We start from the raw sequence: 18,260 nt of genomic DNA, 5'->3' as shown, positions 1-18,260 counted from the left end.
ATACTCTTCTTCGCTTCCAATTTAACTGATTAAAAAAGGTATTTCTTCTACAATTAAGTGGAAGAAATACCTTTTTTTAGGAGATATTTTTATTTTGAAGTAACTCAGAATTTGAGTTTTTACTTCTTGTACAAACTAAACTTTGGAAACTAAATATTGCAAACAAGCACGAGATTAAAATAGCATGTGTTAATGCAACATAAATATTTAGGTTTGTAATAACAATAACTGCTCCACAAATTACTTGAAGTGTAACTAAAATTAAAGATACAAACCACCCAAGATAAATGCCACGTTCATTACGATAGTATTTAAAAGCATGTACAAATGCAATAATGATCCAGACGAATAAAAGAAAAGCAGCAAATCGATGCCCCATTTGAATCCATTCATGAACTTGTGTAGGAATACCGTTGTTTGCTTTACTGCAAAGTGGCCAGCTTGGGCAAGCTAAACTAGCATTTTCGTGACGAACAAGTGCGCCGGTGTAAACTACTAAGTATGAATAAATCCATAAACCGTAAGTATGAAATTTCATTCTTTTCCCGACATAAAAAGAATTTTTCTGGTAATTGCGATCGCGTTCAAAAATTAATAATGTTAACATGACAACTGCCGCAAAACAAATTAGAGAAATACCAAAATGAATTGCTTTTACTGCTGGGATTTGTCCCCAAACAACAGCAGCTGCTCCGATTAATGCTTGGGCAATTAGAAAAATACAAGAAATGATTGCTAAAAACTTTGTTTCTCTTTTATGAGGAATTACAATCCAAGCAAGCACTGCTAATAATAAAACAAATATCCCGGCAAGGCCTGATGCTGCACGATGAGATAATTCAATTACAGTTTGAATAGTTAGATGATCAGGAATAATTTGACCTTTACAAAGAGGCCATGATCTTCCACAACCGAGTCCAGAATTAGTCTTTGTTACAAGTGCACCACCTAATAAAACAATTAAAAGAATGAACGAGGTTATTAACGATACCCCTTTTAAAACACGTAGCAAGTATATCCACCCACTTTTATAAAATAATAATAATTTTAAAATTTAATTATTAAAAAAATTATTCTGCAAATAATACTACTATATCATATAAGATTACGACATAAAATTCAAAGGTAACCTTCATATTTAGACATAATATTTGTTTTTTCTTAACTTTGGATGTATTCATTTTTAAAATATAGAAATAATTAATTTTATAATTAAATAGTATTTAGTATTGAAAAGATAGGCTGTTTACGTTAAAATTTTTTTGAAACGTACACAATTTGTTCATATATTTATCACAAAAATTTCATTATATTTAGTTTAATAGAAGTATGTCTAAATTAAAAACTCATTATGAACCATTAAAAAATGGGTATGAAAAATGAAGTTTTGTAAAAACAGAGGAGGATTGACCCTTGGAACAATTAGCAAATAATGTTTCTAATAACGGAGAAACTAATCATCCTTCTAGTTCACTAAAGAAAGATTTACTTTCTTTAATGAAAATAGGGATTGTAAACTCTAATATACTGACAACGTTTACAGGTATCTGGTTAGCAATCCAAATAAATGGATTAGATATATTAGATTCTTTACCAAAAGCAATTATTACTGTAATTGGTTCATCACTTATTATTGCGGGATCATGTGTAATCAATAACTATATTGATCGTGATATTGATCCTTATATGGAGAGAACTAAAAACAGACCAACTGTAACCGGTAATATTAAACCGAGCGTTACAATTTCAATTGGAATTCTTTTATTAATTGTGGGCTTTACATTTATGGCTTTCACAACTTTAATGGCTGTTGTATATGCATTTATTGGTGCATTTACATATATCGTACTATACACTCTTTGGACGAAACGTAATTACACGTTAAACACAGTAGTAGGTAGTATATCTGGTGCAGCACCCCCATTAATTGGATGGGCAGCAATCGATGCGAATTTGCATCCAATTGCTTGGTTGCTGTTTTTAATCATGTTTATTTGGCAACCACCTCATTTCTTAGCACTTGCGATGAGACGTTCTGAAGAATACAAAAGAGCGGGAATTCCAATGCTACCAGTGGTTTACGGATTTGAAATGACGAAACGTCAAGTGATGATCTGGGTATTATGTTTATTACCACTGCCATTTTACATGCAAGCTCTAGGTTTACCATTTATTATTTTTGCAACAATATTGAATATTGGATGGGTTATTTTAGGATTATATTGTTATAAACAAAAGGACGATCAAAAGTTCTCTAAATTGATGTTTATATACTCCATTAACTATTTAACTCTTCTATTTATGTCAATGATTGTGTTTACAATTTCGTTTTAATTAGGGGTATTACGGGGGATTTTTTTACTGTTTGTTTAATCTTATTTTTAAATAAGAATGAAACACTTTAAATTGAAAGAGGGGGAAGTATACTTATGAAACATTGGCGATTAGTCTCGCTAATTTCCTTGATAGCAGTTATTTTGAGTGCATGTGGTCATGCAAATCAATCAACACTGAATCCTCAAGGTGAAGTAGCAAAAATGCAATACGATCTTATGAAGCTAAGTACGTTGATCATGGTATTCGTTGTTGCTGTTGTAACAGTTCTTTTCCTTTACGTAATCGTGAAATACCGTCATCGTAAAGGTCAAGAGAATATTATTCCTAAGCAAGTAGAAGGTAGTCATACTTTAGAACTTCTTTGGACTATTATTCCTGTTATTTTACTTATCGTATTAGCAGTTCCAACAGTATCACAAACGTTTAAGCTTTCAGATGAGAAGCAAATAGGAAAAGATGAGAAGAAAAAGGATGCAATTGTTATTAATGTAAATGCTCATCTATTCTGGTGGGAATTTGAGTATCCAAAACAAAAATTCGTTACTTCTCAAGACATGTACATCCCAGTTGGTAAAAAAGTTATCTTAAACCTTAAAGGTCAAGATATTAAACACTCATTCTGGGTTCCATCATTAGCAGGTAAGATTGATACAAACGTTGAAGGTGAAAACAAAATGTGGCTTTCAGCGGATAAAGAAGGTACATATAATGGGTTCTGTGCAGAGTTTTGTGGTCCTTCACATTCATTAATGCAATTTAAAGTTAAAGTTGTAAGTCAAGCCGACTACGATAAGTGGTTAGCAGATATGAAGAATCAAAAAGGTCAAGCTGTAACAGCAGATGCACAAGAAGGTGAAAAAATCTTCAAACAAAGCTGTATTGGTTGTCATGCTGCAGATGCAAATGATACAAGACCACCTGCTGCAAGACTTGCTCCAAACTTAGCTAACTTCGGTGATCGTGATATGGTTGCTGGTATTGCTAAAAATAATGAAGCAAACATCAAAAAATGGTTAACTAATCCTGAAGCTATGAAGCCAGGAAACCTTATGACAGGTAAATATGGTGACTTATCAGCTGATGAGATTGATGCATTAACTGCATACTTAACTAGCTTGAAAATTGCAAAATAATTTAATGGACATGAAGCAAAGGGGGTAATACTGTGAGTTCTGTAGCGAAAAAGAAACCACTATTGTGGGACTACTTAACGACAGTCGACCATAAGAAAATTGCCATCCTGTATTTATTAGCAGGCGGATTCTTTTTCTTAGTAGGTGGAATGGAAGCGTTATTTATTCGTATACAATTGATTAAGCCAGACAACACATTTTTAGTCGGTGACGCTTATAACCAAGTATTAACAATGCATGGTACAACAATGATTTTCTTAGCGGCGATGCCAATGATTTTCGCATTTTTTAATGCGGTAGTACCTTTACAAATTGGTGCTCGTGACGTAGCATTCCCGTTTTTGAATTCTTTAGGATTTTGGTTATTTTTCTTTGGTGGAGTTTTCTTAAACTTAAGTTGGTTCTTAGGTGGAGCACCAGACGCAGGTTGGACATCTTATGCGACACTGGCTCTACAAAGTAAATCTCATGGTGTAGACTTTTACTTATTAGGTCTGCAAGTCTCAGGTATAGGTACACTAGCAGGTGGTATTAACTTCCTAGCAACAATTATTAACATGCGTGCTCCAGGGTTAACATACATGCGTATGCCACTATTTACTTGGACAGTATTTGTAACATCAGCACTTATTTTATTTGCGTTCCCGGCATTAACAATCGGGTTAGCGCTATTAATGTTTGACCGCCTATTTGGAACTGCATTCTTTGATGCATCTTTAGGTGGAAACTCAATGATCTTTGAACACTTATTCTGGATTTTCGGTCATCCAGAGGTATATATTCTTATATTACCAGCATTTGGTATCTTCTCTGATATCATTCCAGCATTCTCTAAGAAAAGATTATTCGGATATTCTTCAATGGTATTCGCTACAGTATTAATCGGTTTCTTAGGATTCATGGTGTGGGCTCACCACATGTTTACAGATGGTCTTGGTGCAGTAGCAAATGCAATCTTCGCAGTTGCAACAATGGCAATTGCAGTTCCTACAGGGGTTAAAATCTTTAACTGGTTATTAACTATGTGGGGCGGACAAATTCGATTTACAACGCCAATGCTTTGGTCAGTTGCATTTATTCCATCTTTCGTATTAGGTGGAGTAACTGGTATCATGAACGCAGTTGCTCCTGCTGACTATCAATTCCATGATAGTTATTTCGTAGTAGCTCACTTCCACTACGTAATCGTAGGTGGGGTAGTATTTGGTTTATTTGCAGGTGCACACTATTGGTGGCCTAAAATGTTTGGTAAGATCCTAAATGAAAAATTAGGTAAACTTACTTTCGCTTTATTCTTTATTGGTTTCCATTTAACTTTCTTCATCCAACATTTCTTAGGTTTAATGGGTATGCCTCGTCGTTACTTTACATATTTACCAGGACAAGGCTTAGATACTGGAAACATGATTAGTACTATCGGAGCTATGTTCATGGGAGTAGCAACAATCATTATGGTAATTAATGTTATCTATACAGCAGTTAAAGGTGAAAAAGCTGCAGGAGACGCTTGGGGTGTTGGTCGTACACTTGAGTGGTCAATCTCTTCTCCAGCACCAGAATATAACTTTGCTCAAATTCCTTATGTACGTGGATTAGATGCTTTATGGGTAGAAAAAATAGAAGGAGACGGCAAAATGACACCTGCCGAACCATTAGGTGATATTCATATGCCAAACTCATCTATTCTACCGTTTGTTATGTCACTTGGCTTATTTATTGCTTCATTTGGTGCAATGTATAATGACCAACTTAAAAACCACACAGCTGTTGGTGTATTAGTTCTTGGTTTATTTATCACATTTGGATCAATGTTCTTACGTTCTTGGATCGATGATCATGGATTCCATATCCACAAAGAAGATATAGCTGAAGAGGGGGTTAAGGCATAATGGAAATGAATCAAAAATTTACGGCTGAAACTTTTCCTCATAACCCTGAAAAAGCTACAGAAGAAGGTAAAAATAAGTTCTTAGCATTCTGGCTATTTCTTGGTGGAGAAACAGTATTATTCGCATCATTATTTGGTACTTTCTTAGCATTAAGAAACTCTACTGCTGGTGGAGCAAGTGCTGCAGAAATGTTCGAACCAAAATTAGTATTCATTGCTACAATGTTACTTTTAACATCTTCTCTTACAAGTGTTTATGCAATGTACCACATGAAAAACTTTGAACACAAAAAGATGATGCTATGGTTAGGTATTACTGTTTTATTAGGTCTAGGATTTTTATTATTAGAAATTTACGAATTTAGACACTATATGCACGAATATCATTTTACAATTAAGAGTAGTGCATTTGGTTCTTCATTCTATACATTAGTAGGTACTCATGGTGCCCACGTATTTGTTGGTTTACTATGGATCACTACATTAATGCTTCGAAATGGTGGAAGAGGTTTAAATTTATACAACGCTCCGAAGTTTTATGTTGCTAGTTTATACTGGCACTTCATCGACGTAGTATGGATTTTCATCTTTACAGTAGTATACTTAATGGGAATGGTGGGATAAGAAAATGGGTACAAATACAAACTCTCATCAAAGAAATCAAGTTGAAATAAAGTATCACAGACGTAAACATGCAGAAGAAATGAAACAACAATTAATTTCTTTCGCATTAATGATCATTTTAACACTTGCATCATTCGCTGCAGTATTATACAGAGATAAAATGGATCCATACTTTACAGTACCATTCATTTTATTACTTGCTGTAGTACAACTAGTGTTCCAACTTTATTACTTCATGCACATGAAAAATAAAGGTCACAGCACACAAGCATTCTTCCTATATTCAGGACTTACAGTTGCTGTAATTACACTATTAACATTCTTAACACTAATCTGGTTATGATGAAAAAAGGAAGTGAATTTTATTCACTTCCTCTTTTTATGAATTCATATATTCATGACCGGTAATGGGTTACAATACAATTATTTTTTATTATAAAAAAGGTCTGGTTTTCCACAATTTGGGCACTCATATAAATAATGTTCTTGAATTTCATTACTAATATTTGAATTTTTGTCATTAATGGAAACGTTTGAATTACAATTTGGACAATTAATGTTCGTTTTCGGGGACTTGTTTTTTAAATAGTCCATCTACATCCATCCTTTCTTTTCATTTCTCTGTTAAATCCTTTTCTATTTTACCCATTAAATTATATATCTTATTAAATTAATAAACTTGATTCAAAAATGATTTTCTCCTCTAATGGTAATGTCATTTTCAGGTGTCATTTTTATTGGTATAAGAATGATCAGAGGAAGAAAACTATAAAGCCGTTAGTAAAAAAAATTTAGAATGGGTATTGAAAGGTTTCAGACGATCATGGAAAAGGTGATTGAACGATGGATATGGACATTCCTAAAGATGATGATATTGAAATGGAAGAAAAAGTGGACCTAAGTGGGAGTATTGATAAATTAACAGAGCATAAAATCTGGGGCGGACAAGGTTTCATGGATATTCCAATTCAAGGCAAGGCGTACAGGAAACGATATTAAGGAAACCGATATCTATAAGTCGAGAAATTGTTGACCCAAAAAAATATGTGAAGGTTTCAAGGTCAGACAAGGAAAAGATAGCTTTGTATCCTAAGGTGATTTTTTAGTAGATAAAATTGATTTTTTTAGTTATACCCAGTTTTATTTCCATTTCAACCAAGTTATTTATGAATAAATTTTGATACATCACAAGCGCATGCGTTATTAAATCTGGGCTACTTCGGTAGTCCGTTTTTTATTGTCTTAAAGGCGGTACAGTTGCTTAAAATATGCTAAACTAAAAGCCATAAAAATAATCAGTTATTAGCAGCGAAAAAATGGAAGTGTATTCTTGTTCATGATGTGGTTTAAAAACATTTTTAAAAACCAAATGCTAGTGACGAAAATATTTATATAACCAACATGATTCTTTTATTCTTAGATCCAAGGAGTTTCGGGCGAATAACATTTTAAGCTATATTTTAAAATTCAATCAGTTGATCAAACAAAATTCACCATTCTATGAAATCGACGTCAGCATACAGCTAACATTAGACGACATTGTAAAAGCTGGTCAATTAAGCGGATCTGAGTGTTGTCGATATTTCAAACGGATTTTAAAAAATAACACCTTTAAACTATGTATCTGATTATCGAATTCAAAAAAGTTTAATATTAATACAACAACTAGAGTCTAATGTCACTGATGTTTCTTATCAATTAGGATTAAATAGCTCATAAATTCCGATAGTCGATGAACTTGACACCATTAGCATACAAAAAACAAAAAATTCCAGAACGATTGGAATGTTAGTACTCACAAGATATTAATTATGAAGCAAACTCAGCAAATGATCGAGTAATATGAAAAATAGACAATTGGGTGGTGGAATGATCATGAAACATCTTCTTCCGAGTATAGAAGATTTGTTGCAAACAAATTTCTCTTTGCTTTCTGATATGGATGACAATAATGAAACAGCAATTATAATTAAACAGCATCATAGTGAAGTCAGGATGTTAACGATAAATGAGTATCTTCATTTTAAAAGCAAGAATATCAATGAATTTTATTGGAAAAAAGCGTCTGTTTTCAATGAAAAAGCTGTTATTCAAGACGTGATTCAAGAAGTGCAAACATCAGGTGTTGTAGTCATCACGGATGAAGAAGGAAAAATCAAGGGCTACATCGATTCTAGTGTTTTACTTTCTAAAGTGTTTGAATCTTATCAATATTTAGAGGCCTATTTTCGAACGATGATTGATACAATGGATGGTTCGGTCTCGATTGTGGATGAAGCTGGAAAAACGGTTGTTTGGACTCATGGTGCTGAGAGGATCTTTTCAATTCCCAAAGAAGAAATTATCGGGAATGAAATGGAGCAGTTTTTTCCAAAAGATATGTTATTAAATAAAGTTACGATGGAAACAGGTCAATCTTTTCGTCATCATCAGCATAAACCACGTGAGGATCTCTTTGTCATGATTAATAGTAGTCCGATCTTTATCAATGATCAAATCGTAGGTGCAGTTGCTGCAGAAACTGACATTACGAGTCAAGTGGTAATGAATCAAGAACTGATGAATGCTTCCTCCAAAATTCTTAAACTGCAGAAGGAGGTTTCAAGGCTGCAATTGTCGCATGATTCTTTTCAACAAATTAAAGGATCGAGTCAATTGATGAAAGAAACAGTTTCATTATCAAGGAAAATGTCTGAAACAAGTGCGAACATTTTATTATTAGGTGAAACTGGGGTTGGAAAAGAAGTCTTCGCAAAAGCTATACATTTTTATCGTGGATCAACCTCTCCATTTATTGCTGTGAACTGTGGTGCGATTACACCATCATTGTTTGAGAGTGAATTTTTCGGCTATGAAAAGGGAGCATTTTCCGGTGCAGATGCAAAAGGTAAAAAAGGAAAAATAGAGTTAGCGCAGGGAGGAACACTTTTTTTGGATGAAATTGGTGACTTACCTTTGGATATGCAAGTGAAGTTACTCCGAGTATTGCAAGATAAAACGTATTACCGGGTTGGTGGTACAAAGCAACTGAAAGCTAGGTGCCGAATCATCGCTGCTACAAATAAGGATTTAGAAGCAATGGTTGAAGCTAATACATTTCGAGAAGACCTTTATTATCGTCTTAACATTCTATCTATTACGATTCCCCCACTGAGAGAACGAAAAGAAGATGTTATGGAGCTCCTTCATCAATTTATTTATGAGTTTTCATTGCTATATCATCGAACGATTACTGTCGTTGATCCTCAGATAACTTCCGCATTATTACAATACGATTGGCCTGGAAATGTGAGGGAGATGAAAAATGTTATCGAACGATTAGTATTATTGTCAGCAGAAGGAACCATCTCTGCTGGATCCTTACCGCCAAAGCTGTTACAATCTGCATTGTTATCGACTGGATACGATGACTCCTTACAAGATGATCTAAATGATTTTGAAAAAAATAAAATCATTGAAGCTATTCAAACTGAGAATGGCAACAAGCAAGCAGCTGCAAAAAAACTAGGAATTTCTCGAGCTACTTTATACAATAAAATGAAAAAATTACAGATTGAGCTTTAAGAACAAATTGCCTCTGTCTCTAAATTAGCCTAGACGAGCGTAAAAACTCCTGGGCTGATTTAGAAATTTGAAATCAAAAGTTTACGAACGTCATGCAAAGTTAGTTTCAAGTTATCTTCCCTTACCGAAAGAATTTCTCTTCTACCCGTAAGTAAGCTCCCTATCTCAAATAAAACTCCACTTATAGCATGCTCTACTGTTCTTCAAATCTACCGTCTAAATATTTAGACACTAAGCGTTATACAGTGTCTAAAAACATATACACCATTTCCTGAAAAATCCTCTAAATAAAAGATTATAAAAATGGCACAGAACTTGCTTTAATATTTCGTGTCTATTTTTAATCCATACATTAAAGGAGAAATGATCATGAAGAATCGATTGCAAGAATTACAAACATTTTTACAAAAACAAAGTATTCCAGGTGGTTTGATCACATCGCGTGAAAATATTTACTATTTATCGAATTTTGATTACGATCCGCACGAACGATTTGTAGGTATTTTAGTCTTCCCAAATGACGAACCCATTTTTATTACACCGGCAATGGAAGTTCAAATGATAAAGGAAGCAGGCTGGATCCATCCAATTCTAAGTTACACAGATTCCGATCACCCGTGGGCACTTGTTCGTCACGTGATTGAAAGCAGAAACAAAATGAAACTATTTGCTGTTGAGAAGCATGATATTTCCTATCTTTACATTGAAAGTCTGCAACAGATTTTTGGTGAAGTAGAGTTTGCATCACTAGATTCTATACTTACAGAAATGCGACTAGTTAAAGATGCTGTTGAAATTGAAGTTTTACGTGAAGCCGCCGCTTTTGCTGATTACGGAGTACAAGTGGGTATTGAAGCTTTAAAAGAAGGCATTACAGAACTTGAAGTATTAGGGAAAATTGAATTTGAATTAAAGAAAAAAGGGATTAAAGAAATGTCATTCCCTCCCATTGTACTGTTTGGACAAAATGCAAGTAACCCACATGGAGCATCAGGAGACAATAAGTTAAAAAAAGGAGATACTGCCCTATTTGATATAGGTGTGAAATATAAGGGATATTGCTCTGATATTACAAGAACAGTCATTTATGGTGATCCCAATAGTGAACTCGTAAATATCTACAATACAGTTTTACAAGCCAATCTTGCTGGGGTGGATGCTTCTCAACCTGGAACAAGAATTGGTGAAGTTGATCTCTCTGGAAGACGCGTCATTCAAGCGGCTGGCTACGGTGATTTTTTTCCACATCGAATTGGTCATGGCCTTGGTATTGATATTCATGAGGCACCTTCTATGCACGATGCTAATGAGGGATTATTGAAGTCAGGAATGGTCATCACCATTGAACCTGGCATTTATCTTAATGGCCTTGGTGGTGTTCGTATTGAAGATGATGTTGTCATTACAGAGAATGGGAATGAAGTATTAACGAAGTTTCCAAAAAAATTAATGGTTGTAGGAGCTAAATGATAATGAACAGAATCGAAAAAATACAGAAACAGCTTTTAGAGAACAATGTCGATGCAATATTAATTACAAAGAGTGAAAATCGTTGATATACAACAGGTTTTACAGGTTCAGCAGGTATGGTGCTAATTTCAAAAATAGCTGCTACCTTTATCACTGACTTCCGCTATGCTGAACAGGCCCAAAATGAAGTGAAAAACGCTAAGATTATCGTCCATGAAGGTAATCTTGAAAAAGAAGTTGCCAATGAAATCGAACGTCAAGGTCTTAAAAAGGTCGCTGTTGAAGCAAATGCCATGACATTGAAGACGTTCTCTACGTTACAAGAGTATGGAGATGTACAATGGCTCCAATTGGAAAATATCGTTGAAAAGGTTAGAGAAATCAAAGAGTCGCTAGAAATAGAATTAATGAGAACGGCTGCTAAAATCTCTGATCAGGCGTTTGATTAAATTTTGAATGTCATAAAACCAGGGGTTACGGAATTAGCAATCCGTGATGAGCTGGAATTTTTTATGCGTAAGCAAGGGGCAACTTCATCATCCTTTAATACTATTATTGCATCTGGTAAGAGGGCTGCCCTACCACATGGATTGGCTTCCGAAAAAGTGATCGAGCATGGTGACATGGTAACCCTTGACTTTGGTGCATTGTACAATGGTTATTGCTCTGATATTACGAGAACTATTGTCGTTGGAAACTGCTCGGATGAGTTCCACAACATTTATCACATCGTATTAGAAGCTCTAAAACGAGGAACAGAAGGAATTCGAGCAGGTGCAAAAGCGAAAACGATCGACGATTTAACGAGAGAATATATTACAGTAAAAGGATTCTAAAAAAAGTTTCGGACATTCAACGGGTCATGGGTTAGGTATGGAAGTTCACGAACCGATCCGGCTTTCTGACAAAAGTGTAGAAAATCTTCAAACTGGTATGGTTGTTACCGTCGAGCCAGGAATCTATATCCCAGGATGGGGTGGCTGCCGGATTGAAGATGATCTTGTAGTAACTGAGAATGGTTATGAAATCATTACCCATTCTCCTAGGCACTTAATTATCTTATAAAAAGTATTGAACAGGTCATCTAATGAATTTTATAAAGATGACCGTTCTTTTTAATGGGGGCGTATTCGATATGAATGAAATCATCTTATATATTATGACGGGATTTATGGTCCTAGCAGCTATAGATTATCTGTTGGGTAATCGGTATGGAGTCGGACAAAAATTTAAGGAAGCCTTCAATTCTATGGGAGCACTAGCCCTTTCAATGGTTGGAATGATCTCACTATCGCCTGTGTTAGCAAAATGGTTAATACCGATTGTATCCCCTATCTACCAATTTCTTGGAGCGGATCCGTCGATGTTTTCATCTACGTTTTTAGCTCTTGATATGGGTGGATACTCATTGGCAAATGAAATGGCTCAATCGAGTGATGCTGCTTTATTTTCTTGGGTGTTTTTAGGAACGATGATGGGACCAACTATTGTTTTTACTATTCCGGTTGCATTAAGTATCGTTCATAAAAATGATCATCCCTTTTTTGCGAAAGGAATTTTAGTTGGGCTCATGACGATTCCATTTGGATGTTTAGCGGGAGGATTCGTAGCAGGATTTGGCTTAATTTGGATGGTGAAAAATCTGATTCCTTCAATCCTCATATCTGTCTTGATTGGCATAGGAATGTTATTCGCTCAATCCGTGATGATCCGTGGTTTTAAATGGTTTGGTAAAGGAATTGAAATAGTAATTATCATTGGTCTTATCTCGATTATCATTGAAACTTTAACAGGTATCGTTATTATTCCAGGTATGATGCCGCTTTCAGAAGGATTTGTAACAGTTGGAAAAATAACAATCATACTTGCCGGTGCGTTTCCATTTGTATTTGTGTTAGTAAAAGTTTTAAAAAAGCCTTTTGCAATACTCGGAACTAAGCTAGGTATGAATCAACAAGCATTAGGGGGATTCATTGCCTGCTTCGCTCACCACATACCTATGTTTGCAACACTGCACGAGATGGACGACCGTGGGAAAGTCATAAATACGGCATTTGCCGTAAGCGGCGCATTTGTTTTTGGAAGTCACTTAGGGTTTGTAGCGGGTGTGGAGAAGAATTTTGTCATTCCGCTGATTGTCGGCAAACTGACAGCTGGGTTTTTGGCTGCTGCATTGGCTTTGTTAGTGTCAAAACGTCAATAAGGATTGAATAGTTGGATCAAATTCATCATCACTTTTGAAGTACCGACAACAATATCTTTTGTACCTTCTGTTAAATGATTAATATCAATAGAGAAAGAGATTGGAAATACTTCTATAGGAGATGAAGTGAGGCCCACACAAAAGCAAACGCAACGTGGGGGCACAAGAATCATCTCCTATAGAAAGCTAGCACCCTTCAGTGGAAATCACCGTTTGGCTTTTCGTAGATATGGATTCCCTATAAATACTTATCATTTAAAAATGAATAACATTTTCATATCGTATTTTAATTTGAATAAACCGTTATCACTGTTATATAATTTAGTAGTATAATAGTTTGGATATTATCATTAAATATTATATGATAGAAGTAATGTTTATATTTTTTTGTCTTTGTGAAGTTTTTGTTTATTGTTGTAAAAATCTACAATATATTTACATAGTCCAATATTAATTTAAACATTAGGTAAAAATAATAAGTGTGAATAGAATAATTAAAGGGTGTGCATTCATGATTAGCTTAGGGATGTTCGGGTTTAAAGCACTTTGGAGTCCATATTTATTTGTGTTTTTGGTTTTAGTCATTTTAGGTTATTTTTACATAATTAATAAATTTAAAGATAAAAACCATTTTACTGAGACTAAACAAAAGGTGTATTTCGTAATTGGAATTTTGTTAGTTTATATTGCACAAGGCAGTCCAATTGATTTAATTGGTCATATTATCTTTAGTGCACATATGACTGAAATGGCTGTGTTATATTTAGTTGCACCGATCTTTCTTATTAATGGTATTCCAAATTGGTTATGGAGAAACATACTTAAACCAAAATTCGTTAATTCGTTTTTTAATTTTGCTACAAAACCATTAATTGCTTTACTTATTTTTAATGTAGTATTTTCGATTTACCATTACCCGTTAGTATTTGATACTGTAAAAACGAATAATGTCTATCATTTCTTATTTACAAATATATTATTTTTCATGGCAGTATTTATGTGGTTTCCTGTTATTAATAACTTACCTGAGAGACAGACCCTATCTGATATCCAAAAGATTGGTTATATGTTTGGAAATGGTATTTTATTAACACCAGCATGTGCACTTATTATTTTTGCAGGACATCCATTTTACGCGACTTATAATGATCCAGTATTATGGAGTAAAGCGATGGAGTTATGTGTATCACCAGATTTATTAAAATCACTAAATATTTCAGGCCCAGAAGTATTTAACTTTATGTCAGCAAGGGAAGATCAGCAGGTTGGCGGAGTTATCATGAAAATTATCCAGGAAATAGTTTATGGATCTGTTATTGGATACAATTTCTTCAAATGGGCTAAAAGAGAACAAAATGGAAATAAAATTGATCCAATCAGTAGTAATCCGTTATTGCTTAAAAAATCGTAGGGGTGGAAATTTTGAATTCGTTACCAATTTTACCAACAATAAGTACAAGCTTTATTGTAATTAGCGCCATATTAGTTGCAATTGGCTGGTCTCTTATTGCAAAAAGAAATGTAGAAGGACATAAGAAAGTTATGTTCTTTGCTGGAGTATTTGCGCTCTCATTTTTCATTGTGTACGCAACTAGAACAATATTTATTGGAAATACTTCATTTGGGGGACCAAAAAGTTTAAAGTTGTATTATCATATCTTTTTGTTTTTCCATATATTCTTAGCTACAACTGGCGGAGTATTTGGTCTAGTTTCAATTATTTCAGGTTTTAAAAACAAATTAAAACTACACAAAAAAATTGGACCAATTACTAGTATTATTTGGTTTTTTACCGCAATTACAGGTGTAGTAGTTTATTGTTTATTGTACGTTTTCTACAAAGGTGGAGACACTACTTCAGTTATAAAAGCGGTTTTAGGATTTTAAGTAAAAAAAGTAAATATAAAAGAGTGAGTAAAAGAAGTTGTACTTCTTTTTACTCACTCTTTTTAATAATTATAGAATAATGAACTTGCTTACTAAAGAAATTTGCTCTTCAGCTTTTTTAAGTAAGTCTTTACTTTTCTCAACGATACTTTCAGGGAAGTTTTCGCCTTCTCCGTATTCTACACCGTGAGGATAATAGTATTTACCTAAAAGTGGAGTAAGTAATTGGATTTTACCTTTACTTGACTCTACATGTCCTTCTACTGCGAAACCTTGAACACGTAAGTAGTAGATTTCATTACGTTGTTCAAATTTATAATCGTAAGTTACTCTTTCGTAATCCCATTGACCAGCAAGGACAAAGCCTAATTCTTCCATGATTTCAGTTAATAAATTTACATTTAATACATGATTTTCTAAATTTGTATTCTCAAATTTCATGTTATTACCCCCTAAATTACTTAGAAAAAATCCCTACTAATATAATATTATCTATGACAATAATTAGCAATGAAAAGCTGATAAATGTATTTTAACTAATTTATATATTTTTTTGAATAATTTGGCTACAATGGATATATAGACAAAGAGTTAACAATTGGGAAGGGAAGATCTAAATGGAAAAGCTTATAAAACTTTTCTTTTTTACAATAAGTTTTATAACAGTTTTTATGTTCAGTCCACTTATTAAAGATTGGATCACCAATATGACATCATTTAAACAATATCAAAAAGTAGAAGAAGTGAATATGCCAATGATTGAAAATGCAAGTACTAAAAATGTTACATACTCAGTTTCTCAGTATATTGGTAAAAGTGAACAAGAAATATTAAAAACCTTTGGTAAACCGTCAAGAAAGGTTCCTTCTCAATATGACTATGATTGGCTTGTTTATGATAAGGATGTTACAAAGTATACTCAATTTGGTGTACTAAATGGCAAAGTTGTAACAATTTTTGTTGCTGGTAATAAAGTTGATATTAATCCATTTGTAATGGGTAGTCACTATGAAGAAACAATGGATAATATAGCTTTACATGATAAAGTCTCATTTTCGATTTTAAGTAATCAATATACTTTTAAATTATCGACAAATGATTTACATGAACGTCCACTTGTTTCATTAAATAATTGTTTTGCTCAACTTTATTTTGACCGTTTTACCGGAAGTTTATTAGGTGTTCGTTATTTATCACCAGAAACTTTAGTTAAGCAAAAACCGTACGAATTAATTTATAGTGGTAATTTAATAAATGCAAAAAAATTAAATTCATTTCAAGAAGCAATCGTTGATCGTGAAGAAGAGAGACAGATATTTAATTTAACGAATGTTTATCGAAAAAGAATGAATTTAAGTCCTTTAAATTGGAATACTGGTGCTGCCAAAGTAGCCCTAGGACATAGTAAAGATATGGTTCAAAATAAATATTTTGATCACTATTCTAATTTATATGGTAGTTTAGCTGATCGTTTAAATGATGCAAATGTTCCATACAGAATTGCTGGTGAAAATATATCGGCTAATTATGTTGATGGGATAGCATCTGTATATGGATGGATTAATAGTAAAGGTCATCGAGTAAATATGTATAAAAAAGAATATACCACACTTGGTGTTGGAGCTTTTAATAAATATTACACTCAAAATTTTATAAAATAATGACGAAATCAAGCAAAAGCGAAAGCTAGTGCTTGATTTTTTTATTTCCAAACAAGCACAAAATTATTCAAAAGACATAATTTTGTAATAAATGCTTTTAATTGGAGTGATATGAATGGGAAATGAAAATAATCGTCCATCTATCGAACAATTTAGGCAATTCGTTATGGAACACCCAAAACTTCGTGAGGAAGTAAAAACGGGTAAAAAAACATGGCAACAATATTTTGAAGATTGGTATTACAAAGGTCAAGACCATGAAATGTGGGATGAATACAGAAATGACAATAATACAAAGTCTCAAAAGAAAACTGCTAAAAAGGAACAATCGGAAGAAGGTTATGTTGGAAAGGTAATTTCTTTTGTGAAAAATTTAGATCCAGATCAAATTCAAGACCATTTAACAAATGTAAATTCTACTTTAACTAATATTCAACAGCTTATATCACAATTTAAATCTCCAGCTACTTCAACTAATCAAAGAGAAGAAAAGCCAGTGTCACAGCAATTTAATTTTAGACAGGATTGAGGAGATCTAAAGTGAGAAAAGATGTTTTGGAATTTCTTCAGAGCGAAGAAGATTACTTAAAATTTTTACGACAACAACCAAAATGGTATCGTAAACTTTCTAGAAATCCTGAGCTTACTGATGAGTTTAGACTGGCTTCCCTTGAGTTTTTTGGTAAAACTATTCCACAACGAGTTGATAAATTGTCAAATCAAGTTCAAATGGCATCGTTTATGATTGATATGTTCCATGTATTAAAGGATCAACAAAGTACTAGTAGTGAATCATTAGATGCTGAATCAAAAGAAGATTAAAAAGTATAATAGTTCAATCTGTCATAGCTTTTTGCTACAATGAAGAAACAAGTTTTAAAAAGGAGTAATAGTTATGACAGAAATTTGTTTAGTAAGACATGGACAAACTGATTGGAATTTTAACAATATAATTCAAGGAAGAGAAGATATTCCTTTAAATACGATAGGTAAACAACAGGCGAATGATAGTGCTTTGTTTTTAAGTGCTCAAAAATGGGATCGGGTTATTACAAGTCCATTAATTAGGGCAAAACAAACTGCACAGGCAATTGCAGAGTTTTCTAAAATTGATGAAATTATAGAGGATGAACGATTTTTAGAAAGAGAATTTGGTGAGGCTAGTGGAAAACCTGTTTCCGATTTTCATGAAAACATTTATAATAATAATGTAGTAGGAATGGAAACAAATGAAGAATTAATTGATCGAGCGTTTAGTGCATTAAAAAACATTGCTCAAAATTATGAAGGTAAACGAGTTGTAATTGTTGCACACTCTCATACAATTAAGGCAATTTTACATGCGATTGATCCTGAGAAAGTTAACTTTAGGACAACTTTAAAAAATGCTTGTGCAAATTTTATTGAATTTAAAGATGGTAAATGGAAGATAAATGAATTTAATATATCTGATCATATAAAGGCTTAGGACAAGTTCTTTTATTTAAGGAATT

17 protein-coding genes and 2 pseudogenes are annotated in these 18,260 nt (G+C 33.5%); 17 read left to right on the top strand and 2 right to left on the bottom strand.

All coding sequences use genetic code 11. From position 1 onward, the window contains the following. Positions 1-76 precede the first annotated feature (76 nt). On the bottom strand, positions 77-1,012 hold the full coding sequence (locus B6K90_RS12410; protein WP_088013076.1) for a COX15/CtaA family protein: 936 nt from the start codon (positions 1,010-1,012) through the stop codon (positions 77-79). Positions 1,013-1,413: 401 nt separating this feature from the next. On the opposite strand from B6K90_RS12410, the gene cyoE reads away from it, so the two are divergent. From cyoE to B6K90_RS12350, 13 genes and pseudogenes are all read left to right on the top strand, one after another. Then, positions 1,414-2,334, top strand: a complete 921-nt coding sequence (gene cyoE / locus B6K90_RS12405) for a heme o synthase (RefSeq protein WP_088013075.1) — start codon at positions 1,414-1,416, stop codon at positions 2,332-2,334. Between the two features lie 95 nt (positions 2,335-2,429). Continuing rightward, a complete protein-coding gene (coxB, locus tag B6K90_RS12400; protein ID WP_088013074.1) occupies positions 2,430-3,470 on the top strand; it encodes a cytochrome c oxidase subunit II in 1,041 nt (346 codons plus the stop codon). Positions 3,471-3,502: 32 nt separating this feature from the next. Next, positions 3,503-5,359 carry a cytochrome c oxidase subunit I gene (ctaD, locus tag B6K90_RS12395; RefSeq protein WP_088013073.1) on the top strand — a complete coding sequence of 619 codons (1,857 nt, stop codon included), beginning with the start codon at positions 3,503-3,505 and terminating at the stop codon, positions 5,357-5,359. Then, positions 5,359-5,982: a cytochrome (ubi)quinol oxidase subunit III gene (locus tag B6K90_RS12390; RefSeq protein ID WP_088013072.1), complete on the top strand. Its 624-nt coding sequence runs from the start codon at positions 5,359-5,361 to the stop codon at positions 5,980-5,982. Before ctaD ends, B6K90_RS12390 begins: the two co-directional genes overlap by 1 nt. 4 nt (positions 5,983-5,986) lie before the next feature. Further along, positions 5,987-6,325, top strand: a complete 339-nt coding sequence (gene ctaF, locus B6K90_RS12385; protein WP_088013071.1) for a cytochrome c oxidase subunit IVB — start codon at positions 5,987-5,989, stop codon at positions 6,323-6,325. A gap of 500 nt (positions 6,326-6,825) precedes the next feature. Then, entirely contained in the window at positions 6,826-6,981 is a 156-nt protein-coding gene (locus B6K90_RS23715) for a hypothetical protein (protein WP_167555354.1), read from the top strand. Between the two features lie 437 nt (positions 6,982-7,418). Then, positions 7,419-7,711: pseudogene (locus tag B6K90_RS24160) on the top strand (AraC family transcriptional regulator); the annotation flags it as partial. Positions 7,712-7,857: 146 nt separating this feature from the next. Continuing rightward, positions 7,858-9,546: a sigma-54 interaction domain-containing protein gene (locus B6K90_RS12375; protein ID WP_088013070.1), complete on the top strand. Its 1,689-nt coding sequence runs from the start codon at positions 7,858-7,860 to the stop codon at positions 9,544-9,546. Positions 9,547-9,915: 369 nt separating this feature from the next. After that, positions 9,916-11,016 (top strand): M24 family metallopeptidase, encoded by a 1,101-nt coding sequence (locus B6K90_RS12370; protein WP_088013069.1) that lies wholly within the window; start codon positions 9,916-9,918, stop codon positions 11,014-11,016. Beyond that, positions 11,016-12,081 (top strand): annotated as a pseudogene (locus tag B6K90_RS12365) (M24 family metallopeptidase). The gene B6K90_RS12370 and the pseudogene B6K90_RS12365 overlap by 1 nt, the downstream one beginning before the upstream one ends. Before the next feature lie 70 nt (positions 12,082-12,151). Continuing rightward, the gene (gene eutH, locus B6K90_RS12360) at positions 12,152-13,219 is read left to right on the top strand and encodes an ethanolamine utilization protein EutH (protein WP_088013068.1); all 1,068 of its coding nucleotides are present in this window, start codon (positions 12,152-12,154) and stop codon (positions 13,217-13,219) included. Positions 13,220-13,730: 511 nt separating this feature from the next. Continuing rightward, a complete protein-coding gene (ctaG, locus tag B6K90_RS12355; RefSeq protein WP_139840723.1) occupies positions 13,731-14,630 on the top strand; it encodes a cytochrome c oxidase assembly factor CtaG in 900 nt (299 codons plus the stop codon). 11 nt (positions 14,631-14,641) lie between these two features. Then, positions 14,642-15,106 (top strand): DUF420 domain-containing protein, encoded by a 465-nt coding sequence (locus B6K90_RS12350; protein ID WP_088013067.1) that lies wholly within the window; start codon positions 14,642-14,644, stop codon positions 15,104-15,106. A gap of 69 nt (positions 15,107-15,175) precedes the next feature. On the opposite strand, the gene B6K90_RS12345 is transcribed toward B6K90_RS12350, so the two are convergent. After that, positions 15,176-15,547 carry a YugN family protein gene (locus tag B6K90_RS12345; RefSeq protein ID WP_088013066.1) on the bottom strand — a complete coding sequence of 124 codons (372 nt, stop codon included), beginning with the start codon at positions 15,545-15,547 and terminating at the stop codon, positions 15,176-15,178. A 176-nt stretch (positions 15,548-15,723) separates the two neighbouring features. Here B6K90_RS12345 and B6K90_RS12340 point away from each other — a divergent pair, with 176 nt between their 5' ends. The 4 genes from B6K90_RS12340 (at position 15,724) to B6K90_RS12325 (ending at position 18,235) form a co-directional block, all read left to right on the top strand. Then, positions 15,724-16,767, top strand: a complete 1,044-nt coding sequence (locus B6K90_RS12340; protein ID WP_088013065.1) for a CAP domain-containing protein — start codon at positions 15,724-15,726, stop codon at positions 16,765-16,767. A 115-nt stretch (positions 16,768-16,882) separates the two neighbouring features. Then, positions 16,883-17,296, top strand: coding sequence for a spore coat protein YlbD (gene ylbD / locus B6K90_RS12335; RefSeq protein ID WP_088013064.1), 414 nt, complete (start codon positions 16,883-16,885; stop codon positions 17,294-17,296). Positions 17,297-17,307: 11 nt separating this feature from the next. Then, positions 17,308-17,589 (top strand): YlbE-like family protein, encoded by a 282-nt coding sequence (locus B6K90_RS12330; RefSeq protein ID WP_088013063.1) that lies wholly within the window; start codon positions 17,308-17,310, stop codon positions 17,587-17,589. A 73-nt stretch (positions 17,590-17,662) separates the two neighbouring features. Further along, complete coding sequence (locus B6K90_RS12325) at positions 17,663-18,235, top strand: histidine phosphatase family protein (RefSeq protein WP_088013062.1); 573 nt, start codon at positions 17,663-17,665, stop codon at positions 18,233-18,235. Positions 18,236-18,260: the final 25 nt, after the last annotated feature.

Source organism: Gottfriedia acidiceleris, assembly GCF_002128425.1.
Taxonomy (GTDB): domain Bacteria; phylum Bacillota; class Bacilli; order Bacillales; family Bacillaceae_G; genus Gottfriedia; species Gottfriedia acidiceleris.
This window is presented reverse-complemented; position numbering and strand designations above follow the sequence as displayed.

Coding starts and splice junctions, on each gene's coding strand:
- B6K90_RS12370 (WP_088013069.1), top strand. CDS start 9,916: ATGAAGAATCGATTGCAAGAATTACAAACATTTTTACAAAAACAAAGT.
- eutH (WP_088013068.1), top strand. CDS start 12,152: ATGAATGAAATCATCTTATATATTATGACGGGATTTATGGTCCTAGCA.
- B6K90_RS12345 (WP_088013066.1), bottom strand. CDS start 15,547: ATGAAATTTGAGAATACAAATTTAGAAAATCATGTATTAAATGTAAAT.
- B6K90_RS12390 (WP_088013072.1), top strand. CDS start 5,359: ATGGAAATGAATCAAAAATTTACGGCTGAAACTTTTCCTCATAACCCT.
- ctaG (WP_139840723.1), top strand. CDS start 13,731: ATGATTAGCTTAGGGATGTTCGGGTTTAAAGCACTTTGGAGTCCATAT.
- ylbD (WP_088013064.1), top strand. CDS start 16,883: ATGGGAAATGAAAATAATCGTCCATCTATCGAACAATTTAGGCAATTC.
- B6K90_RS23715 (WP_167555354.1), top strand. CDS start 6,826: ATGGATATGGACATTCCTAAAGATGATGATATTGAAATGGAAGAAAAA.
- coxB (WP_088013074.1), top strand. CDS start 2,430: ATGAAACATTGGCGATTAGTCTCGCTAATTTCCTTGATAGCAGTTATT.
- ctaF (WP_088013071.1), top strand. CDS start 5,987: ATGGGTACAAATACAAACTCTCATCAAAGAAATCAAGTTGAAATAAAG.
- B6K90_RS12340 (WP_088013065.1), top strand. CDS start 15,724: ATGGAAAAGCTTATAAAACTTTTCTTTTTTACAATAAGTTTTATAACA.
- B6K90_RS12325 (WP_088013062.1), top strand. CDS start 17,663: ATGACAGAAATTTGTTTAGTAAGACATGGACAAACTGATTGGAATTTT.
- B6K90_RS12375 (WP_088013070.1), top strand. CDS start 7,858: ATGAAACATCTTCTTCCGAGTATAGAAGATTTGTTGCAAACAAATTTC.